This window comes from Prochlorococcus sp. RS04 (genome assembly GCF_001989455.1).
In the GTDB taxonomy this organism is placed as follows: Bacteria; Cyanobacteriota; Cyanobacteriia; order PCC-6307; family Cyanobiaceae; genus Prochlorococcus_A.
Window position 1 is genome coordinate 277948 of the sequence record NZ_CP018346.1, and the last position, 20945, is coordinate 298892.

17 protein-coding genes are annotated in these 20945 nt (G+C 31.3%); 8 read left to right on the forward strand and 9 right to left on the reverse strand.

Annotated elements, in window-relative coordinates:
- Window positions 1–3 precede the first annotated feature (3 nt).
- Window positions 4–339, forward strand: coding sequence for a DUF760 domain-containing protein (locus BS621_RS01650; protein WP_012007422.1), 336 nt, complete (start codon window positions 4–6; stop codon window positions 337–339).
- A gap of 5 nt (window positions 340–344) precedes the next feature.
- Here BS621_RS01650 and BS621_RS01655 read toward each other — a convergent pair whose 3' ends face one another.
- Genes BS621_RS01655 through BS621_RS01675 form a run of 5 tightly spaced genes read right to left on the reverse strand, consistent with a single transcriptional unit; the run spans window position 345 to window position 5421 of the window.
- Window positions 345–1517, reverse strand: coding sequence for a DUF4336 domain-containing protein (locus BS621_RS01655; RefSeq protein ID WP_077141590.1), 1173 nt, complete (start codon window positions 1515–1517; stop codon window positions 345–347).
- Window positions 1514–2386, reverse strand: a complete 873-nt coding sequence (locus tag BS621_RS01660; RefSeq protein WP_077141591.1) for a metal ABC transporter permease — start codon at window positions 2384–2386, stop codon at window positions 1514–1516. The genes BS621_RS01655 and BS621_RS01660 overlap by 4 nt, the downstream gene beginning before the upstream one ends.
- A gap of 12 nt (window positions 2387–2398) precedes the next feature.
- On the reverse strand, window positions 2399–3163 hold the full coding sequence (locus tag BS621_RS01665; RefSeq protein ID WP_077141592.1) for a metal ABC transporter ATP-binding protein: 765 nt from the start codon (window positions 3161–3163) through the stop codon (window positions 2399–2401).
- 3 nt (window positions 3164–3166) lie between these two features.
- On the reverse strand, window positions 3167–4066 hold the full coding sequence (locus BS621_RS01670; RefSeq protein WP_077142635.1) for a metal ABC transporter substrate-binding protein: 900 nt from the start codon (window positions 4064–4066) through the stop codon (window positions 3167–3169).
- Window positions 4067–4086: 20 nt separating this feature from the next.
- Complete coding sequence (locus BS621_RS01675) at window positions 4087–5421, reverse strand: YcjF family protein (RefSeq protein ID WP_077141593.1); 1335 nt, start codon at window positions 5419–5421, stop codon at window positions 4087–4089.
- Window positions 5422–5586: 165 nt separating this feature from the next.
- Here BS621_RS01675 and BS621_RS01680 point away from each other — a divergent pair, with 165 nt between their 5' ends.
- From BS621_RS01680 to BS621_RS01710, 7 genes are all read left to right on the forward strand, one after another.
- Window positions 5587–6009, forward strand: coding sequence for a hypothetical protein (locus BS621_RS01680; protein WP_077141594.1), 423 nt, complete (start codon window positions 5587–5589; stop codon window positions 6007–6009).
- Entirely contained in the window at window positions 5999–7015 is a 1017-nt protein-coding gene (trpS, locus tag BS621_RS01685; protein ID WP_077141595.1) for a tryptophan--tRNA ligase, read from the forward strand. Before BS621_RS01680 ends, trpS begins: the two co-directional genes overlap by 11 nt.
- A 3-nt stretch (window positions 7016–7018) precedes the next feature.
- Window positions 7019–8935, forward strand: a complete 1917-nt coding sequence (thrS, locus tag BS621_RS01690; RefSeq protein WP_077141596.1) for a threonine--tRNA ligase — start codon at window positions 7019–7021, stop codon at window positions 8933–8935.
- A 10-nt stretch (window positions 8936–8945) separates the two neighbouring features.
- Window positions 8946–9983 (forward strand): glucokinase, encoded by a 1038-nt coding sequence (locus BS621_RS01695; RefSeq protein WP_077141597.1) that lies wholly within the window; start codon window positions 8946–8948, stop codon window positions 9981–9983.
- Between the two features lie 5 nt (window positions 9984–9988).
- Window positions 9989–10936, forward strand: coding sequence for a homoserine kinase (thrB, locus tag BS621_RS01700; RefSeq protein WP_077141598.1), 948 nt, complete (start codon window positions 9989–9991; stop codon window positions 10934–10936).
- A gap of 79 nt (window positions 10937–11015) precedes the next feature.
- Window positions 11016–12557, forward strand: coding sequence for an NAD(P)H-quinone oxidoreductase subunit 4 (locus tag BS621_RS01705; RefSeq protein ID WP_077141599.1), 1542 nt, complete (start codon window positions 11016–11018; stop codon window positions 12555–12557).
- A gap of 13 nt (window positions 12558–12570) precedes the next feature.
- A complete protein-coding gene (locus tag BS621_RS01710) occupies window positions 12571–14658 on the forward strand; it encodes a M3 family metallopeptidase (protein WP_077141600.1) in 2088 nt (695 codons plus the stop codon).
- Here the strand turns inward: BS621_RS01710 and BS621_RS01715 are convergent.
- The 4 genes from BS621_RS01715 to BS621_RS01730 all read right to left on the reverse strand — a co-directional run bounded on the left by BS621_RS01715 (window position 14651) and on the right by BS621_RS01730 (window position 20896).
- Window positions 14651–15244: an esterase/lipase family protein gene (locus BS621_RS01715; RefSeq protein WP_077142636.1), complete on the reverse strand. Its 594-nt coding sequence runs from the start codon at window positions 15242–15244 to the stop codon at window positions 14651–14653. The genes BS621_RS01710 and BS621_RS01715 overlap by 8 nt on opposite strands.
- A gap of 4 nt (window positions 15245–15248) precedes the next feature.
- Window positions 15249–15611: a dihydroneopterin aldolase gene (folB, locus tag BS621_RS01720; RefSeq protein WP_025931591.1), complete on the reverse strand. Its 363-nt coding sequence runs from the start codon at window positions 15609–15611 to the stop codon at window positions 15249–15251.
- A gap of 11 nt (window positions 15612–15622) precedes the next feature.
- Window positions 15623–16933 (reverse strand): glutamate-5-semialdehyde dehydrogenase, encoded by a 1311-nt coding sequence (locus BS621_RS01725; RefSeq protein ID WP_077141601.1) that lies wholly within the window; start codon window positions 16931–16933, stop codon window positions 15623–15625.
- 66 nt (window positions 16934–16999) lie between these two features.
- Window positions 17000–20896 (reverse strand): translocation/assembly module TamB domain-containing protein, encoded by a 3897-nt coding sequence (locus tag BS621_RS01730; RefSeq protein ID WP_077142637.1) that lies wholly within the window; start codon window positions 20894–20896, stop codon window positions 17000–17002.
- Between the last annotated feature and the right edge of the window lie 49 nt (window positions 20897–20945).

Genomic DNA, 20945 nt, shown 5'->3' on the forward strand with positions numbered 1-20945 from the left:
GAAATGTTTAATCCAGAATTTCTTGCTACTGAAAATAATGATCCAAACGATGAGAATGATTTAATCCAATATTTACAAAAACAATCTCCAGAAGTTTTACAAAGAGTAGCAAAATCAGCTAGTGAAGATATTCAAGAAATTATTAGACATAATGTTCAAGGTCTTCTTGGAATGCTTCCTTCAGATCAATTTGATGTAAAAATAACATCTTCAAAAGACAACATTGCTAATTTATTATCTTCTGCAATGATGACAGGATATTTCTTAAGACAAATGGAGCAAAGAAAAGAGCTGGAACAAACTCTTAAAAATGATGAAAACATGTCTATTGAAGAATAATAGTTTTAAAGATTTACTTCTTCAGGAATTATTCCTAGTTCAAACAACTTTTTATATAAACCCATTAAAAATTTATTATCGTCAGGAAGTTTGTCCCACTTTTGGGAATTAATTTCATTAATTAATTTTTGACAATCCTCTATTGTAAATTTTATAGGGGCCGTGAAATGAGCTGGAATTAAATATTCCATATCTTCAAAAGACTTGATATTTTCTAACCATTTAAGTAAAACTTCTTTTGAACGCGGAAAAATTAATTTTTGTAAAACTGGTGCAATTTGAATCTCAGGAGTATCTTTACCCATTATTTCAATAAGAGAGGATTCCCAATCTTCATCCCATAAAAAGGGATAAATACCGAAATGAGATCTCCAATTTCTAAGATCTTTTTTGAATGAATACTTAAATATTTTTTTTAAAGGTGGAATATTTAATTTACCTGGTTTCAAAAAAGAAGAAAACAAGACTAACCTTTTCCATCCTTTTTTTCTTTGTTCGAAGGAGTCAATCAAAGGTTCATCTCCTCTCTCTCTAGCATGAAAAAGAAGTGGTGTTGGATCAAAATTAAATATCTCAGGTGGTGTGGAGTCTATTCCAACTATTGCATCTGTCACATGAAGAGTTTTTGTAGGATAGTGGAAACAGCTTATCTCCTGATATCTTCCAAGACCTAAATTCAGTGGACCTAATGAAGACCATTTAAAGGAGTTTGAATGCGGAGTACCATCCTCAAACAGTATTCTTGATCTTTTTGATGGAATTCCTAAAAAATCTAATGGGAGATTTATGGGGAAACTCCATTGTCCAGGACAAAGCCAAATTTCTGCATCTTTAAAAATTCTTGAAAGAGCTGGCAGTCCGATTTTATGTTCTAGTCCAGAGGCACTCGGTAGAATTATTGTTTTTACGTTGCCGTGAATCGCAATTAGTTTTTCTAACTCATTTATTAATTCTTTTGTCGGAGGTAGTGGATTTATTAGCATCAATCCATCATCAACCTTTATTACAGTCATTCTTATTGGAACCGCAACATAATAAAGTCCCTGTATTTGTTCCAAGGACCATATTTGATCAGGAATTAATTCCCTGAAAATTGTTTTCTTTTTTCCATAAGGGTATAAGGGGAATAATGGCCACCAATTCCATTTTTTATTTAAAGTTTCATCCACCACAATCATTTATACCCAGCAAATAATTTCTTTAACTTAAATATTCCGTATCTTGGAGCGAATAAAAAAGCAAATAAAAATATAAAAGTTTGTGCCAAGACAATTGATCCACCTGTTTCAAGATCAAACCAAAAACTAACATAGATTCCTATAAGGCTTGAGATGATTGCACTTACTACTGAAATTACTGTCATATTATCAAACTTATCCGTAAGTAAATATGCTGTAGCCCCTGGTGTAATCAACATTGCAACTACCAAAATAATTCCAACGGACTGCAACCCCACAACAGCTGCCAAAGATAAACATGTGAGGAGTAAATAATGAAGAAAAAATACATTAATCCCAACTGTTTTTGCATGCCTAGGGTCAAAACAATAAAGCATTAAATCTTTTCTGAAAATTGATAAAAGGATTACTACTAATAAAGAAATGAATATAGTTTGTTTGACATCTGAAAGTGATATTCCTAATGGACTACCAAAAAGAATAGAGTGCAGATCAATATTACTTTTAATCTTAGAAACCAATACTATTCCAAGAGCGAAAAATCCAGTAAATACCAACCCAATAACAGTATCTTCCTTAACTCTAGATTTCTGCTTAATAAACCCTATCAACGCTACAGAACCAACTCCGAAAATAAATGCCCCTAATGAGAAAGGAAGACCTAATGCATAAGCAAACACAACACCAGGCATTACCGAATGTGACACTGCATCTCCCATTAAAGCCCATCCTTTAAGAGTCAAATAACTTGATAGAAAACCACAAACAGCTGCAACTAATGAACTCATAAGAAGTGCTTTTCTCATAAAGTCATGAGTTAAAGGATCTGTGATGAATGAATCTAAAGTTAAAAAAGAACAGAGCTCCATATAAATTAAAATTTAGGATTCAGGTCCAAACAAGAAATCAGGTGAGATTCCTCCAAAAGTAGTTGTAATATTTTCAGGAGTAAACACTTCAGAAGTTTCACCATAAGCTACAACAGTTTTATTTATTAAAAGAACCAAATCACAAAATTCACGGACATGAATCATATCGTGCGTTGATAATAATATGGTTTTCCCCTCATTTTTAAATTGAATAAATAATTCCGAGATAAGTTTTTCAGTTCTTATATCAACACCTGCAAAAGGCTCATCAAGAAGAAGTATTGATGCTCTTTGCGCGATTGCTCTAGCTAAAAAAGTTCGTTTTCTCTGACCTCCCGATAAGTTTCCAATAGGTGTAGATAAATGATCAGTAAGATCAACTCTCTCAATAGCATCTTTAACCGCCTGAACATCAGACTCTCTAGGAGACCTAAAAATATTCATCGAACCATATCTTCCCATCATCACTACATCCCAAACACTTATTGGAAATTGACTATCAATTCCCTCATTTTGAGGAACATAAGCAATTGTCTGATCTTTCTGAGCAGATCTTACAGACTCTCCATTTATTCTAATTTTTCCCTTTGAAATATTTACAAAGCCAGTTAAAGCATTAAAGAAAGTTGTTTTACCAGCCCCGTTCATACCTACTAACCCACAAATCTGGCCAGGTTTCAATCTTAAATTGGCATCATACAAAGCCACCTTACCGTTGTAATCTACGCAAATATTCTCTGCCTCAATCCTAAAGTTTTGATAATTGATTGTTTCCATAATTCAAAAAAGTCCTTTTTTAATCAAATCCAAATTATGCTCAAGCATTTTTATATAGGAACTAGCAGGCCCACTATCATCAGATAGTGAATCAACAAAAAGATTTCCTCCAAAATTAGCCCCAGTTTCGTTTGCAACAACCATTTGAGATTCGTTACTTACAGTACTTTCGCAAAATACAGATGGAACATTTTTTTCTTTAACTAGTGAGATTGTTCTTGCCATTCTTTTGGGAGTAATCTGACTCTCAGCATTAACTGGCCACAAATAAACTTCCTCTAATCCATAATCATTTGTCAGATACGAAAAAGCACCTTCACAACTTACTAGATACCTCCTGTCTTTATTTAAGTTATTAATAAAAAGTGAGAATTCTTTATCTATTTTAGATAGTTTATCTTTATAAATTTTTCCATTTTCTTCAAATAATGTCCTTTTGGATGGCCTCAATTCTGATAAAGAATCCACGAGAATATCTACGTATAGGATCCCTCTTTTTGGAGAAATCCAGGCATGAGGATTGGGTTTCCCTTTATAAAAATCTTCACTTATAAAAATAGGATCCAAATCTTCCGCGACAGTAATTCTTTTAACTTTTAAATTAGAGACAAATTTTTCAGCCCATAATTCAAATCCAAATCCATTATCAATAAAAACAAAAGCATTATAGGCATTTACCAAATCGCTTGGAGTTGGCTGATAGCCGTGAACTTCAACTCCAGGTTTCGTTATTGATCTAACAATAAAATCATCTTTAGCGACATTACTAATCATATCCGCCAAAACAGTGAAACTTGCCAGTATTACTTCTTTAGTTTCATTTTTATTTGATATTCTTTTACATGAGCCTGAAGCAATAGAAAGCAGAAGTATCAAACTTAAAAAAAATATATTTTTTTTCATTTTTAACATCCATCCCAAGATTATGAATTAAAAGATAGTTTCATAAGTGGTTTTCTAAGATCAGAAATAAATCCTTTCCAATTTATTTTTTCTTTTTCAAAAGCTTCTTCAACAATTTTCTCAGAATTTTTCTTTATAAAATCCAAATCAGGTTCTTCTACTCCTTTTGTTATTGCCATAAAATCAGCCAAAGAACTTGATACTACTCTTGTTAAATAAGCAGCACTGACAGCCTGAAATGTTCCAGAGACAAGCCAATTTGGGCCATGTAATTTTGTTATACCAATTAGAGTCTGTCCACTCCATTCAATAACTCCCTGAGCAATTGCAGTCTTTAAAATCTCTTTGGATACTTTATCTAAAATTTCAGGAGACCAATTACATCCCCATATAGACTTAATTTCTTTAATCATTAAAGAATTTAATACTGTCATTGCCATAACATCAATTGATGGGATAGGAGATAAGAAAACAGTTGTTGCGACAAGAATTTGATTTTTTCTTTGTATACCTTTTAACTGCATTCTTCTTATACCTTCAATTTCAGATTGCCAGGCAGCATGAAGTTCTTTCAAGAGCCTTTTTTTTGTATTTTCAATATTTTTAGACGAACTTATGAAAAACTTCCTTAACGAAAAAGGTATATTTGTTATTTCATTCTTATTCACATCAAAAGTAATAATTTTGTTTATAAAGTCACTTGAAATTTGAGACTTTAGGTCTTCTATCTGATTTTTGGCTTCTATTTCGCTAGAAGTTAAAGCCACCAACCAGATTGGCATATTTTTAGGAAACTTTTCCAGCCACAAAAAATCATTTGCCGACAAAGGCAAGTTTATAAAATATAAGATCGCATCACTATTCAAAGCTTCTTCTGGAATAATTTCAGAAGAATTGTATTTAGGTAGTTTTTCAAATAAATCAAAGTCAAACTTATCTGCTTTAAAATACCCTTTCAAAACAGACAGACAACTTTGGTAATGTTTTTGTCCAATGCAACTTATTTTTTCTTTTTGACATCTATTTAAAATCGATTCAAGTATTTTTTGTCTTTTTGGATTCTGTTTCTCCAATTCATTTGTTACTTCAAGTTCTTCAAAAAAATTTAAATCTTCATTACATAGATTAATCCAACCATCCAAATTATTTGGCTCATTAAATTTAGGCTTTTCATTCTTCAAGTAAAAATATCCCCCCAAACACAACGCAAAAAATCCTATTGAGCCCCCAGCAAAATGAATTAAGTCACTGACAAACCATTCCCCAAAACCTAACAACAATAAAATAATAAGAAGATTTTTTTTTGGAAACTTAATGAAATCCTTAAAAAGGTTGTCTTTACTAATATCAAACACAATGCTTTATTTCTCTAATTTTATTTTAATGCAAGTTGTGAATGAGAAAAGAGAAATTACATAAGTCGTTAATCAAAAGATAAAAATTTAAGCCTTTTAAAAAGACTTATTGCATAACAAGATGCTAAGTTAATAGACTATTTAAATAACTTAAGAAACATTAAGATGTCTAATTCAAATTTCAGCAATAATCCTGGACAAGAAAATTACAGAGGTCGTTCTAACAATGAAAGATCTAATTTCAGAGATAGATCGGGCGGCAGAAGAGATGGAGGAGGATTCCGCATAAGATTGAGTGATAACGAAATGAAAGCTGTTAAATCAATACAAGAGACCTTTCAATTAAGATCTACCGTTGCAGTTCTGGGTTTCTCTGTTAGAACACTTAGCGAAATGATCAAAGACGAAAAATTGATTGAATCAATCAAAGAATATGCAAAAAATAATAAAAACTCTTCTCCGAGTAGAGAATCACAAAATTCTTATGAAGAAAAGACAAAAACAGCACCTGACCCTTTTGCAAGACCTGTAAAAAGTACATCAACTGAAGAGATCCAATCTAGCGAAGTAGAAGAGGATGGCAAATAAAAAAAGAATTCTTTCGGGAGTTCAACCAACTGGTGATTTACATATTGGGAATTGGCTTGGGGCCATAAATAATTGGGTTACGCTTCAAGAGCAATATGAAACATTTCTATGTGTAGTTGATTTGCACGCAATAACAGCCTCATATAATCCCAAAGAATTATCTAAAAACACTATCTCTACAGCGGCTTTGTACGTCGCTTGTGGGATAGATCCTAATATATGCTCAATTTTTGTCCAAAGTCAGATTTCAGCACATTCAGAACTTTGTTGGATATTAAATTGCATGACCCCAATAAATTGGATGGAGAGAATGATTCAATTTAAAGAAAAATCCATACAACAAGGTAATAATGTATCTATTGGATTATTTGACTATCCAATACTTATGGCTGCAGACATCCTTCTTTATGATGCTGACTTCGTCCCAGTAGGTGAGGATCAAAAACAACATCTTGAACTTGCGAGAGATATTGCACAACAGAGAATCAATGCCAGATTTAGTAAGGATAAAAATATTTTAAAGATCCCTCAACCAATCATCATGAAGAATGGTTCAAAAATAATGAGTTTAATTGATGGTTCAAAAAAGATGAGCAAAAGTGATCCTAATGAGGGCAGTCGCATTAACTTATTAGATCCCCCTGAAACAATCACAAAAAAAATTAAAAGAGCAAAAAGTGACAGTTCTATTGGAATTGAATTTAACAACCCTGAGAGACCAGAATCAAAAAATCTTTTGATGATTTATTCAATATTATCTGGCAAAGAAATTTCTCAATGTGAGAATGAATTCTTAGAGACTGGATGGGGGACGTTTAAAAAATTAATTACCGAACAACTTATTGAATCACTAGAACCTATTCAGAAAAAATATAAATTATTAATTAATGATCCCTATCAACTAAATAAAATCCTTAATGAAGGGAAGGAAAAAGCTGAAGATTTAGCAAATCAGACTTTAAAAAGAGTTAAATCAAAATTGGGATTTTTTGAAATGGAGAAATAAATTATGCCAATAATTACCCTGCCTGATGGTTCAAAAAAGGTTTTCGAAAAATCTGTAACTATTCTAGAAATTGCCCAGAGTATAGGTGCTGGATTAGCTAAAGCAACAATTGCTGGAAAAGTAAATGATGTTCTTCTTGATGCAACAATTCCTATAAATAAAGATTCCAAAGTTATAATCATCACTTCAAAAGATAAAGAAGGTATTGAAATAATAAGACATTCTTTCGCTCATCTTATTGGTCATGCAGTAAAACAAATTTACTCTGATATTAAAATGGCGATTGGGCCTGTAATTGAAGATGGTTTTTATTACGATATTTTCTCTGAATACAGATTTACTCCTGATGATTTAATAAAAATCGAAAATAGAATTAATAAATTAATAAAAACAAACTATGACGTTGAAATTTTACAAGTTTCTAAAGAAGAGGCAATTAAAACTTTTAAAGAAAGAGATGAGACTTTTAAATTAAGAATAATTGAAGAAATTCCTGGAGAAGGTCTCATCAATTTATACAAGCACGAAGAATACATCGACATGTGTAGAGGGCCTCACGTGCCTAACACTAGACATTTGAGACACTTTAAATTACTTAAATTATCAGGTTCATATTGGAGAGGTAATAGTGAGAATGAATCATTACAGAGAATATATGGAACTGCATGGGCAAAAGAAAAAGAACTCAAAGATTATTTAACAAGAATTGAAGAAGCGGAAAAAAGAGATCATAGAAAACTTGGTAAAAAACATTCACTATTTCATATACAAGAAGAATCTCCAGGAATGATTTTTTGGCATCCAAACGGATGGACAATATACCAAGTACTGGAAAAGTACATAAGAGAAATACTCAAAAAAAATGATTATTTAGAAATCAAAACCCCACAAGCTGTTGATAAATCTCTTTGGGAAAAATCCGGTCATTGGGAGAAATTTAGAGACGATATGTTCACTACTGCATCAGAAAATCGAACATATGCGATTAAACCAATGAATTGTCCATGCCATATTCAAGTATTTAATCAAGGTTTGAAAAGTTATAAAGATTTACCAATTCGTCTTGCTGAATTTGGTTCTTGTCACAGAAACGAGCCCTCAGGCGCACTACATGGCTTAATGAGAGTAAGAAACTTTACTCAAGATGATGCACACATATTCTGCACAGAAGAGCAAATTCAAGAAGAGGTATCTACTTTTATAGATCTTGTTTTCGAAGTTTATAAAACTTTTGGTTTTGATGAAATCATTATAAAATTATCAACACGTCCTGAAAAAAGGGTAGGTAGCGAAGATATTTGGGACAAATCAGAAGAGGCTCTTACCAAAGCGCTCGATAATAAGAATCTAAAATGGGAACTACAACCTGGAGAAGGTGCTTTTTATGGTCCAAAAATAGAATTCTCGTTAAGAGATTGTCTTAATAGAGTTTGGCAATGCGGCACTATTCAGGTTGATTTCTCAATGCCTATTAGATTGGATGCAACTTATGTAGATATAGACAATGAAAAAAGAAATCCAGTTATGCTGCATAGAGCAATTTTAGGATCCTTTGAAAGATTTATAGGAATCTTAATTGAACAATATGAGGCAAAATTCCCAATTTGGCTTGCGCCTTATCAAATAATTTTATTAAGCATTACTGATAGAAATATTGAAAAATGTTTAAAGTTTAATGAATTAATAAATAATAATGGTTATCGATCAAAAGTTGATATTAGGAATGAAAAAATAGGATATAAAATACGAGAGGCAACTCTCGACAGAGTTCCTTTAATTGCAGTTATTGGTGATAAAGAGGAGGAAATTGATTCAGTCGCCTTAAGAGCTTTGAATGGAAAAAATTTAGGAATTTTCAATTTACCAAATCTTTTCAAATTAATGGATGAGTTAATAGAAAAAAAAGGGAGAACGGAATAATTTCTCATATATGAATTTTCTCGCTTGTGATTTAGGAGGTACAAAGGTTCTATTAGGAATATTCGAAAGAGTAATAAATGATGATTCACCTAAATTGTTATTCAAGAAGAAATATATATCTTCTGATTGGGATTCTTTTGAACTAATCCTAGAAGATTTTCTCAAAAATGAATGCAAAAATATTACTCATCCTTCTTCTGCATGTTTCGCTGTAGCTGGTCCTTTATATAACAACAACGCAAAAATCATGAATTTGTCATGGAATATTTCAGGAAATAAATTAAAAAATAAATTTAAATTTGAACAATGCGAGCTAATAAATGATTTTGGAGTACAAATTTATGGAATTCCTTTCTTAAAAAAAAATCAATATTCAACTATCCAGAATGGATCACAATCTGAAGGTACTAACAATGACTTGCATGCCATTGTTGGAGCCGGGACTGGCTTAGGGATTGCAAGAGGTCTAATATCAGGAAAAAAAGTAAAAGTTTTAGCCAGCGAAGGGGGACACGTTGAATACTCTCCAAAGTCAGAATTAGAGTGGAACTTAAAGACTTGGCTCAAAAATTCTTTAAATATTGAGAGGATATCTTGTGAAAGGATTGTTAGCGGCACAGGTTTATCAAGAATTGCTGAATGGAGACTAAGCAAATCTGATGCCAAAAACCATCCTCTACAAAAATTTTTAAGAGAAATTAAAATTTCTGATAGTTTGAGAAAAGAGCTGCCCGAAAAAATTTGCAATCTCTCTAAAGAAGGAGATCAGCTAATGATTGAAGTTGAAAGGATTTGGTTAGGCGCTTATGCATCTTTATTGGGCGATATTGCTCTTCAAGAATTGTGTTTTGGAGGGTTATGGATTTCTGGAGGAACTGCACCAAAACATTTCAAAAACTTTAAATCAGATTTATTTATGAAACATTTTTTCGACAAGGGAAGATTAAAAGATATTCTTAGAACAATACCTCTGAAAGTAATTTTAGATGAAGAGTTTGGACTGTTTAGTGCAGCCTGCAGAGCAAAAATGCTTTTAAATACTAACTAAAAAAAATGTCTATTCCTGAAGTAGGAAAAAAAATAAGAGTAACAGTGCCTTCCACAACTGCTAATTTAGGTCCTGGATTTGATTGTCTTGGAGCAGCATTAGATTTATATAATGAGTTTATTTTTACAAGAATCGAAGGTGGTGGAGATAGATTTGATTTAATAATGGAAAGTACAGATGGTAATCATTTAAGAGGAGGACCTGAAAACTTAGTTTTTAGAGCAGCTCAGAAAGTATGGGAGTGCGCAAATATGGATCCATTTGCACTTGAAGCAAGAGTTAAGTTAGCAGTGCCGCCTGCACGCGGGCTTGGAAGTAGTGCTACAGCAATAGTTGCTGGATTAATCGGAGCAAATGCAATAATGAACTCTCCATTGCCCAAAGAAAAACTCCTTGAACTTGCCATTGACATAGAAGGTCATCCTGATAATGTAGTTCCCTCTCTTCTGGGTGGACTTTGCTTGACAGCCAGGTCTTCTTCTCAAAGATGGAGAATCATTAGATGTGATTGGCACGATTCAATTAAAGCTGTTGTAGCAATACCTGCAATTCGTCTAAGCACAAGTGAAGCAAGAAAGGTAATGCCCAAAAATGTACCCATATCTGATGCAGTTACAAATATGGGGGCACTTACTTTGTTACTAAACGGCTTAAAAGCAGGTAATGCGGAACTTATAAAAGAGGGAATGTTTGATAAGTTACATGAACCCTACAGATGGAAACTTATTAAGGGTGGATTAGAAGTTAAAGATGCCGCACTAAATGCAGGCGCTCTAGGATGTGCAATTAGTGGGGCTGGGCCAAGTATCTTAGCTTTGTGCAAAAAAGAAAATGGTAAAAACGTCAGTCAAGCTATGGTAAAAGCATGGGAGAAGTCAGGTGTAGCTAGCAGAGCACCATTCTTAAACGTTCAAACAAAGGGCAGCCAATTTAGCACTATCTCTGGTAAGTAGTTTTACTTAGGCATTTTTAATGTTATAGTCTCAAGCTAGTACAACTTCAACTAGAATAAAAAAATTATTCATTACATAAATGAATTTAGAATCTTTTCCTTGGCTATCATCTATTGTTTTACTGCCTTTAATTGGTGCATTAATAATGCCTTTCTTGAGTTCAAAAGAAGGAGAAGATAATTCGCTACCCAGAAATATCTCATTAAGTTTTTTATTTATAGATTTTTTATTAATAATCGGCGTCCTTTTTCAAAAATTCAATACTTCAGATAGCTCTTTACAACTGGTAGAGAGAGCTTCTTGGTTACCAGCAATAGGCTTAGAGTGGTCTCTTGGAGTAGATGGTTTATCTGCTCCTTTAGTAGCTCTAAGTGGGTTAATTACATTTTTATCAGCTGCGGCTAGTTGGAAAATTAAAAAAAAATCTAATCTATATTTTGCTCTTTTATTAGTACAGGCATCAGCACAGGCACTAGTTTTCCTTTCTCAAGATTTCTTATTGTTTTTCTTGGCATGGGAACTTGAATTAGTTCCCGTGTATCTTCTTATTGCGATTTGGGGAGGGAAAAAGAAATTATATGCCGCAACTAAATTCATTCTTTATACAGCTTTAGCTTCTTTATTAATCCTCATAAGTGGATTAGCACTTGCTCTAAGTGGGGATACCTTTACTTTAAATATCACCGATTTAACCAATAAACATGTAACGGGCAGCCTAGCTTTATTATCTTATTTAGGATTTTTAATTGGTTTTGGAGTAAAACTTCCTATCTTTCCATTACATACTTGGTTACCCGATGCACATGGAGAGGCTAATGCTCCTGTTTCAATGTTACTAGCTGGAATACTCTTAAAAATGGGAGGTTATGCTCTCTTAAGATTCAATGTTCAAATACTCCCTGAAGTACATCTTCAAATTGCACCTGCGTTAATTATTCTTGGAATCATTAATATAATTTACGGAGCTCTAAATGCATTCGCACAAGATAACGTCAAAAGGAGAATTGCATGTAGCTCTGTGAGTCATATGGGTTTTGTTCTTTTAGGGATTGGAGCAGTAGATGCTCTAGGTATTAGCGGAGCAATGCTACAAATGATCAGTCACGGACTTATAGCTGCAGCTATGTTCTTTGTTACGGGCTCTTTCTATGAGAGAACAAATACTCTTTCTATCCCAAATATGGGCGGCTTAGCAAAGGTCTTGCCAATAACTTTTGCTTTTTTCTTAGCAAGCTCACTAGCCTCTCTAGCACTACCTGGCATGAGCGGTTTTATAAGTGAAATAACTGTATTTTTAGGTATCACAAGTCAAGAAGGCTTCAGCTCTATCTTTAGATCGATCACTATTCTTATTGCAGCTATAGGTTTAGTTCTTACACCAATATATCTACTATCGATGTGTAGAAGAGTATTTTTTGGCCCTAGAATTCCTGCACTAGCTTCAGTAAAAGAGATGAATGGTCGAGAGTTGACAATTGGTTTCAGCTTATTGTTGCCTACTTTGGTGATAGGTTTTTGGCCAAAAATTGCGATAAATTTATACGAATCTTCAACCAATGCTCTCAGTCAGCAGCTTACTCTAGCTAAATTAGTTGGATTAATCCCAACTTTAGTTAATTAAATTACTTTAATAAATGGATACCTCAATTTTTAAATATGGAGAATTACCAGAATTTAAAAAATTTACTCCCGAAAGCATAAGTAAACAATTCCCATTAGTACTAGAAAAGATAGCTGAAGATTTTAAAAACATAGAAAAAAATTTATCTAATTATTTACTTCAAAATGACTTAAATTGGGATAAGGTAATAAATCCCTTGAATGAAGTAAATGAAATTCTTAGATGGAGTTGGGGAGTAATAAGTCACCTAAATGCAGTAAATAATTCTGAAAGTATAAGAGACATTTATTCAAAATTTCTTCCTGAGATTATTAGCTTGAGTAATAAATTCGGACAAAGTAAAGTAATTTACAATTCTTTAGTCAAGCTTAAAGAGACAAATAACTTTGATCAAATTAAAAACAGAATTTTGGATAAAGAAATTCTTGAGATGCAACATAGAGGAATTTCACTACAAAAGGATGATCAAGAAGAATTCAACAAAATTTCAGAAAAGCTTGGAAAGCTATCAACAGACTTCAGCAATAATGTTCTCGATGCGACTAATAAATGGTTTTTAATATTAAATAAGAAATCTGAAGTCGATGGCCTTCCTGAACGAGTACTTGAATTAATGGCAATTTCTGCACACAATCACTTAAAAAAAGATGAAGAAGTCGATATCAAAAATGGTCCTTGGAAATTAAGTCTAGACATACCAACATATACTTCATTTATGACATATGCCACAGAACGTAATCTTAGAGAGAAACTATATAAGTCATTCGTTGGTAGGGCATCTAAAGGAGAAAATAATAATTCTCAAATCATTGAAGAGATATTATCTCTTAGAACTAAACAGGCTAATCTACTCGGTTATAAAAGTTGGGCAGAACTAAGTTTATCAACAAAAATGGCGAAAGATATTAAAAATGTTGAAAACCTTTTAGAAGAATTGAGAGCACCCGCATTCAAAACCGCAAAAATAGAATTAGAAATGCTCGATAAGTTTTCTAAAGCTAATGGGTTTCCTGAATCACAGAATATCGAGCCATGGGATATTAGTTATTGGTCAGAACTTCTTAGAAAGGAAAAGCTCAATTTGGATCAAGAGTCCTTGAGACCTTGGTTCCCACTAAATGATGTTTTGAAAGGTTTATTTAAATTAAGTGAAAAGCTTTTTGAAATTAAAGTTGTTGAGGCAACTGATGAGGCGCCTCTTTGGAATGATGACGTTTTATTTTTTAATATCCTCAATAAAGAAGATAAGAAAATAGCATCCTTTTACCTCGATCCATATTCGAGACCTGAATCAAAGAGAGGAGGGGCTTGGATGGATGAATGTTTGAATAAAAACAATATTGGTAAAAAGACCCTTCCTGTAGCTTATCTCGTTTGTAATCAGACTCCACCATCAAAAGACAAACCGAGTTTGATGAGTTTTGAAGAAGTTCAGACTTTGTTCCATGAATTTGGTCATGGTCTTCAACACATGCTTACCACTGTAAATCTTCCTCAAGCAGCTGGTATCAATAATGTTGAATGGGATGCAGTCGAACTTCCAAGTCAATTTATGGAAAACTGGTGTTTCCACAAAAACACACTTTTGAATATTGCTAAACACTATAAAACGGGAGAAAAATTATCCGATGAAAATTTTGAGAAGCTCCTAAAGAATAGAACTTTCAATTGTGGAATGGCGACTCTTAGACAACTACATTTCGCAATAACAGACCTCAGATTACACAGTAGTATTGATAAAAACGAAGGTAAAACTGCAGATGAAATAAGAAGAGAAATTGCAAAACAAACTACTGTTATCGAACCAATTCAAGAAGATCAATTTCTCTGTTGTTTTAGTCATATATTTGCAGGAGGATATTCTGCAGGATATTACTCATATAAATGGGCTGAAGTTCTAAGTGCTGATGCATTTTCAATGTTTGAGGAGGCTGATTTAGAAAACTCTGAAGATTTAAAATTAATAGGAAAGAAATTTAAAGATACAATACTAAGTCTGGGTGGAAGCTTACCTCCACTAGACATATTTAAATTATTTAGAGGAAGAGAACCACAAACAGATTCTTTAATAAGACACTTGGGTCTATCTGGAGCTACATAATAATTTCATCGATTATTTTGCCTACGACTGATTTATTTCTTACCAGATTTCTATGTTTATATACTTTTACTGATATTTTCTTTCCAAAATTTAAATTTGTCCACCAGCCAGGGAAAACCATCAAATCCCAATAAGTAAAGAAATTTATACACTCAATATCATTAAGAAAAACATCATTACTCGCGAGTCCTCTCAAAAACTTACTGTTTATTTTCATTTCTGATATTCCTTTAAAAGGGTATTTAGGTATAAATTGCGCCATCAAAGTTCCTTTATGAGGGGAACCTATAGATATTAATCTTCTTGTTCTTTTATATCCATTAAATTTTTGAAGCCAGTGCCTACCAATTATTCCTCCCATAGAAAATCCCAAAATATCTATTTCTTTCTCAAAACCGTATTTCTCTAAAATTAATTCGTTTAATTTATTAGTCAAATCAAGAATTGAAGTCATTCCATATGAATGCTCAAGAGTTGGGGCAAAATATTCAATACCAATATTATCAAGTTGTAGGGTAATAGAAGAAAAAATACTTGAAGTATTCCAAAGACCATGAATCAATATGATAGGATTTCTTTTTTTCAATACTTTAATTATTTTCAAGAATTCTTACTACTGACACCTTTCCATCGAAACCTGTTATTGGAGGATTGCATTTTGTCAAAATAATTTTAATTTTAGAAAGCTTAAATTCCTGATCAATGATTTCTAGAATTTCTTTGGAATATTTTTCAATTGTATAACAATATATTTTCTTTGATTGATCTTTTAAAATTTGAACTAATTTTGAATAATCAACTGTTTTTTTAATATCATCATTTACTGTACATTTTTCAAAATCAGTCCACAAAAAAATATCTAAAATAAATAGTTGTCCTAATTCCCTTTCTTCATCGAGCACGCCAACCCTAGACCAAAGTTTAATATTTTCAATTTTTAAAAAAGTTTCCATCTTTAAGAGTTTTAAAGATCTTTATGTGTGTAGATAGCCTTTCCTGATGAAAAATCATCAACTATATTCCCATCACCTTTTAGGAAATATTTATAAGTTACCAAACCTTCTAGACCTACAGGTCCCCTTGGTGGAAGAGTTTGAGTAGATATACCAACTTCAGCGCCAAATCCATATCTAAACCCATCTGCGAACCTAGTAGAGCAATTATGAAAAACACCTGCACTATCAATTACATTCATAAATTTATTGGCAGTATTTGGATTTTCAGTAATTATTCCATCTGTATGTTTTGAACTATATTTTTGAATATGTGTGATTGCCTCCTCAAGATCATCAACAATTTTAATCGATAGAATTAAATCCAAATATTCAGTTCCCCAATCTTCTAGGCTAGCCTCATACTTTAACCCTAATTCAACTGATCTCTTATCTCCGATTAATTTAACATCATTAGAATTAAAAAGTGGGATGGCCTTTTCTAAAAAAGCTGGGGCGATATCTTTATGGACTAATAAAGTTTCGATAGCATTACATGCTGCCGGATATTGTATTTTGCTGTCCAAAGCAACTGATAAAGCCATCTCTATGTTTGCCTCAATATCTATGAACAAGTGACAAATTCCATCAGCATGTCCTAGCACAGGGATTTTCGTATTCTCCTGAATAAATTTAACTAATTCATTACTTCCTCTTGGAATTATTAAATTAATATATTTCTCAAGATTTAACATCGCCATGCTATCTTTTCTGCTTGTTAGTAAACATATTGCATTTTTATCAAGACCTGATTCATTCAAACCTTCTTGTAATGCTTTCACTATTGAAGTATTTGTTAAATTGGCTTCACTACCTCCCTTTAACATTACTCCATTTCCCGATCTTATTGCTAAAGAACTAATCTGCATTACTGCATCTGGCCTTGATTCAAAAATAACTCCTAAGACTCCAATTGGCACAGTTTTTCTTTCTAAGATCAATCCGTTTGCAAGCTCTCTTTTTATTTGAACTTGATTAACAGGATCAGCCAAATCGCCAACTTTTCTTACCCCTTCAATTCCTGAATTTAGTTTTGATTTTGATAACTTTAATCTAGAAAGTAAAGCCCCAGAAATACCCTTTTTTTCTGCATTTAAATAATCCTCATTATTAGCTTCTAATATTTCTTTAGAATTTTTTTCTAGATAATCAGCCATAAAATTTAAGGCTTTAATTCGATTTTTATTTTCAGTCTGACTTATTTTTATTGATGCCAAACGAACTTTCTCAGCTTTTTCTAAAAGATCATTACCTGGTTGGGGAACTTCAAAGATATTAGCCATAATATTTTTTAGTTAATCTAATAATAATTCAAATTAACGATTCTTTAAAGTAAATTTCTTTCTGAATTAATATCTAAAAAATAATTGAACTTGACTTTTCCAATCTCCATTCAAATCATAAGAACCTAATAATTCTAAGTTTGGATTTGCCTGAAAAGTTAAAATTCCTAAAGGTGAAATATCATCTCTACCTGGAACCGTTTGAAAGGCAAAATTTATTGTATCAGTAATATCAAGACCTATTTCGGCTACCCAAGCTTGAGAAGAAAATTCCTCATTAGAAGATGATTGACCATCATTTTCTATATCAAGATTTTCATTAGAAAAAATATTATTTAATGAATCATTATTTTCTATTAACGCTGGATATAGAGATAACTGGAATCTTTCACTAAATGCATCTGCATTATTAAGTTGAGAAATAAATGCTCTATTTATTAAATTTGCAGAATTCCCTCCAATTAAACCAATTATTTGTGATCTGTTATAACTTGGAGTACTTCTTAATTGAATTCTTTTATTTTCATCAGCAAAAGATAATTGATCTAAAAATCCTTCATAAGATGCTTCTATTTTGATAAGCCTTGAATTGCCAATACCAAATGAACCATTACCACTTGAAGTAGCATCAACAGCAACATCACCTGAGATATTTAAATCCTGATTGTTTTCATTTATAGGAATTATAGAATCTGGGACTTTACTGACTAGAGAAAAATTTATAAATGGAACTACACCACTTCTCGATGCAAATAAAATATAATTATCTTTATTTTTATCAAGTTTAAAAGGAGTAGTATATAGATTTGCTCTACCTTTCCTAAGATAGATGAGTCCCCTAGCATTTAAATCTTTTCCAACCACGCCATTTAAAGTAAGGTCTAATTTGGTATCTAAATAAGCTTGAACTATCTCTGAATATTGAAGTTTAAAATCTGGTCCAAGTTTTAATTTTAGATTATTAAAACTTAAATTATCCAAATAATTTGGTAAATTTTCACCTAAGAGAACAGAATTCAAAATTGTTTCATTTGAAATTATTTCAATATTATTTTCTTTATTCCAATAGAGTTCTGGCCAATCTTTTTCATCCTCTTTTAGGATAAGATTTTTTCCTTTTTTATCATTTTGATTGGTACTATTTAAATTAATAAATCCATTATTAAAAGATAGAAAACCTCCCAAAATAGGACTTTCAAATGATCCTCTTAAATCTAAATCTGAATCTATTAAAAAATTAAAATTATCTTTCTTTAAATTAAATCTTTTCGTTATCAAATTAATTTCTGCCTTCTCGGAATCATTCTTGCTATAAAAAGGCAACGAACCTTTTATAAAAAGGTCTCCATAATCTTCAGACTGTGCTTGAAGATTATTGATCTCTAAAGAATCAAAATCAAAAATCATTAAGCTGTTTATACCTTTTAGACTATTGTTAAAAAAATCAATTTCCGAATCTTTTATTACGACAAATCCATTTAATGTAGGTTTATTTTGGGTTCCTTTTAGAATCATTCTAAGATTCACATCTCCCTCTTTAAAGGTAAAGTAGTCAGCAGCAAAAATATCTAATAACTCAATAAACTTTCCATTCCCAATCAATCTTAGATCTAAGTTATCTGATTTATTTATAGGTATTGAGCCTTTAAAACTTATTGGAATTTTAGAGTCATTTACAAGCAAAGAGAAGTCAATATCAAATACAGAGTTATCAAATTCAATAATACCTTTTTCAAATAATAATTTGTTGTTTTTAATTGATGAGTTATTAGAAGAAATTTGACTTAAGAAAGATTTATCATCAAGGTTATAAAATAAATCCATATCAAGACCTCCAAGAAAATCTCTTGGTTGATTTAAAAAAATATTTGAAGCGCTTAATGGTATTTTTTTTATTTTTAAAGAACCATTACCTTTTAATAATCCCCCTTCAAGATCAATAGAAAATTCCTCTTTTTTATTTTTATTATCCTCTCTAAATACATCAAGATAGCCATTTAATTTTGCATCCAATTTATAGTTGCTTGGCCTATCTCCCTCAATAGTTACTTTTGCATTATATCTACTACTGAATTTATTAAAGTATTTTTGCAAGTTAAGATTGTCGTCTTGCTGATTACTATTTTCAATAAAATTTTTTATAAAGTCGATTTTCTCCTTAAATGATTTATTATTGTTATTTATTTCCAAATTATCCAAAATATTCGATTTACTTATGGGAATAACTTTTTTATTATCAAAGTTAAAAATATCGACCGCGGTAAGGATAGTCCAACTAGTGCTTACATTCGTGAATTCTGAATTAATAAAATTATTTTTATTTGAATCATATTCGACTTCAATCACTCCTCCATCAATTGGATACAATGAAGAATCTATATAAAAATAATTATTATTGAAACTGAAATTAAATAATGAATTAGCTAGATTAATATTTCTATATTTACCTAAACTCCAAGCAAGTCTTCCATCAAGAGATGACTGGTCTAAAGAAATTGATCCCTCACCATTAATAATTCCATCGATTCTATCGAATTGATTTTTGTTTAAAGATAATTCAAGTTCATCAAGAGGAAAATTATCTGCTCGCCAGTTATAACTATCATCATCTTTGACTATACCTAAAGTCCCTTTATTTGAGTTAAAAACTCTTATAAAATTTGCATTATCTAGTTTAAGATCAGAATCAAACTTAATTGAAAGAAATGAAGGGATTGGAGAATATCTATTTTTCATATTAAGCAGAAATTCATTGTTTTCATTTTTGATATCTCCCTCCCATGTTTCTCTAATGCGGATACCTTTAAAGTGCGGATAATCAACATTAAAGTTTATAGAAATATCAGGATCAGTAATTTTTCCTTTTAATTCTCCTTTCGCAGTAATGAAACCCCTTATATCATTTTTTCTGAAAATATTTAAATTAGATAATTGAGTTCTATTTATATTGAAACTAGTATCTAAATCACCAAAATTAATTCCTCTTCTATCAAACCAATAGGGCATATTACCCGATAATTTGATATCTGGATTCAGGCTATTAATGTATCCAATACTTCCTATTAAATCAATATTATTCGAACTATTATTTAATGGTACATTGAGATTAAAATTCGAAGTCAAAGTTCCATAGTTTAATTTTTCTGTATTGCCAATTAAATTATTATCTTTACAAAAAAACCTAGTTGAATCTGAATTTATATTCTCTGCAAAATCTTCTGGTTTTATTTTTAAATTAGAAAAAGAAAATCTTCCTTCACAAAATGTACGCTTTGATGATTTATTAAATTTAAAGTTAGATTTAAAAGTACCCTTTTTAAAGCTAATTTTTCTATTACCAATAATATATTCAGAATTCTCAAGATCTAAACCCTCAGAAAATAAAACCAGTTTTAAAAAGTCTTGATTTAACTTTGTATTAAATTTAAGTTTTAAAAAACCCTTTTCATCAAAATTTGATTTTACATTTGCAATGATTTGTCTATTTCTTGACTTGTAAATAACATTACCTTTTACTTTTGTTTTTAATCCCGCTTTATTAATCTTCAGATCTGAATATTTATTTAAGATAAAGTTCAATTCATACTTTGATTGTGATTTTTTTGTGATTCGATCATTTTTATAAGATTCGTCCCTTTTAAAAAAATCTCTATCTATATTTATAGCTGCTGTCTTAGGACTTATTTTTAAAATCCATTTTTGTTTTAAAAAAGATTTAAAAGGCATAATGCCCACATATACATTCTTGGCTGTAATTTCAGAATCTATATTTTTTTTATCGTTAATTTTTGAATTACCTAAAGAAATACCTAAAAATCTAATCCCGACATAATCACCTAAATCAACATTTTTGTCTAAAAGATACTCAATACTTTTTTCGAGTGCTAATTTCCTAGAACTATAAGTTTCTTTTAAAAAATTATTTAATAAAAAAGTGCCTAAAAAACCTAAAGGTAAAAGCATCCCTACCAAAAGAATCTTAGTATTTAAATTTAGAGATCTAATTTTTTTC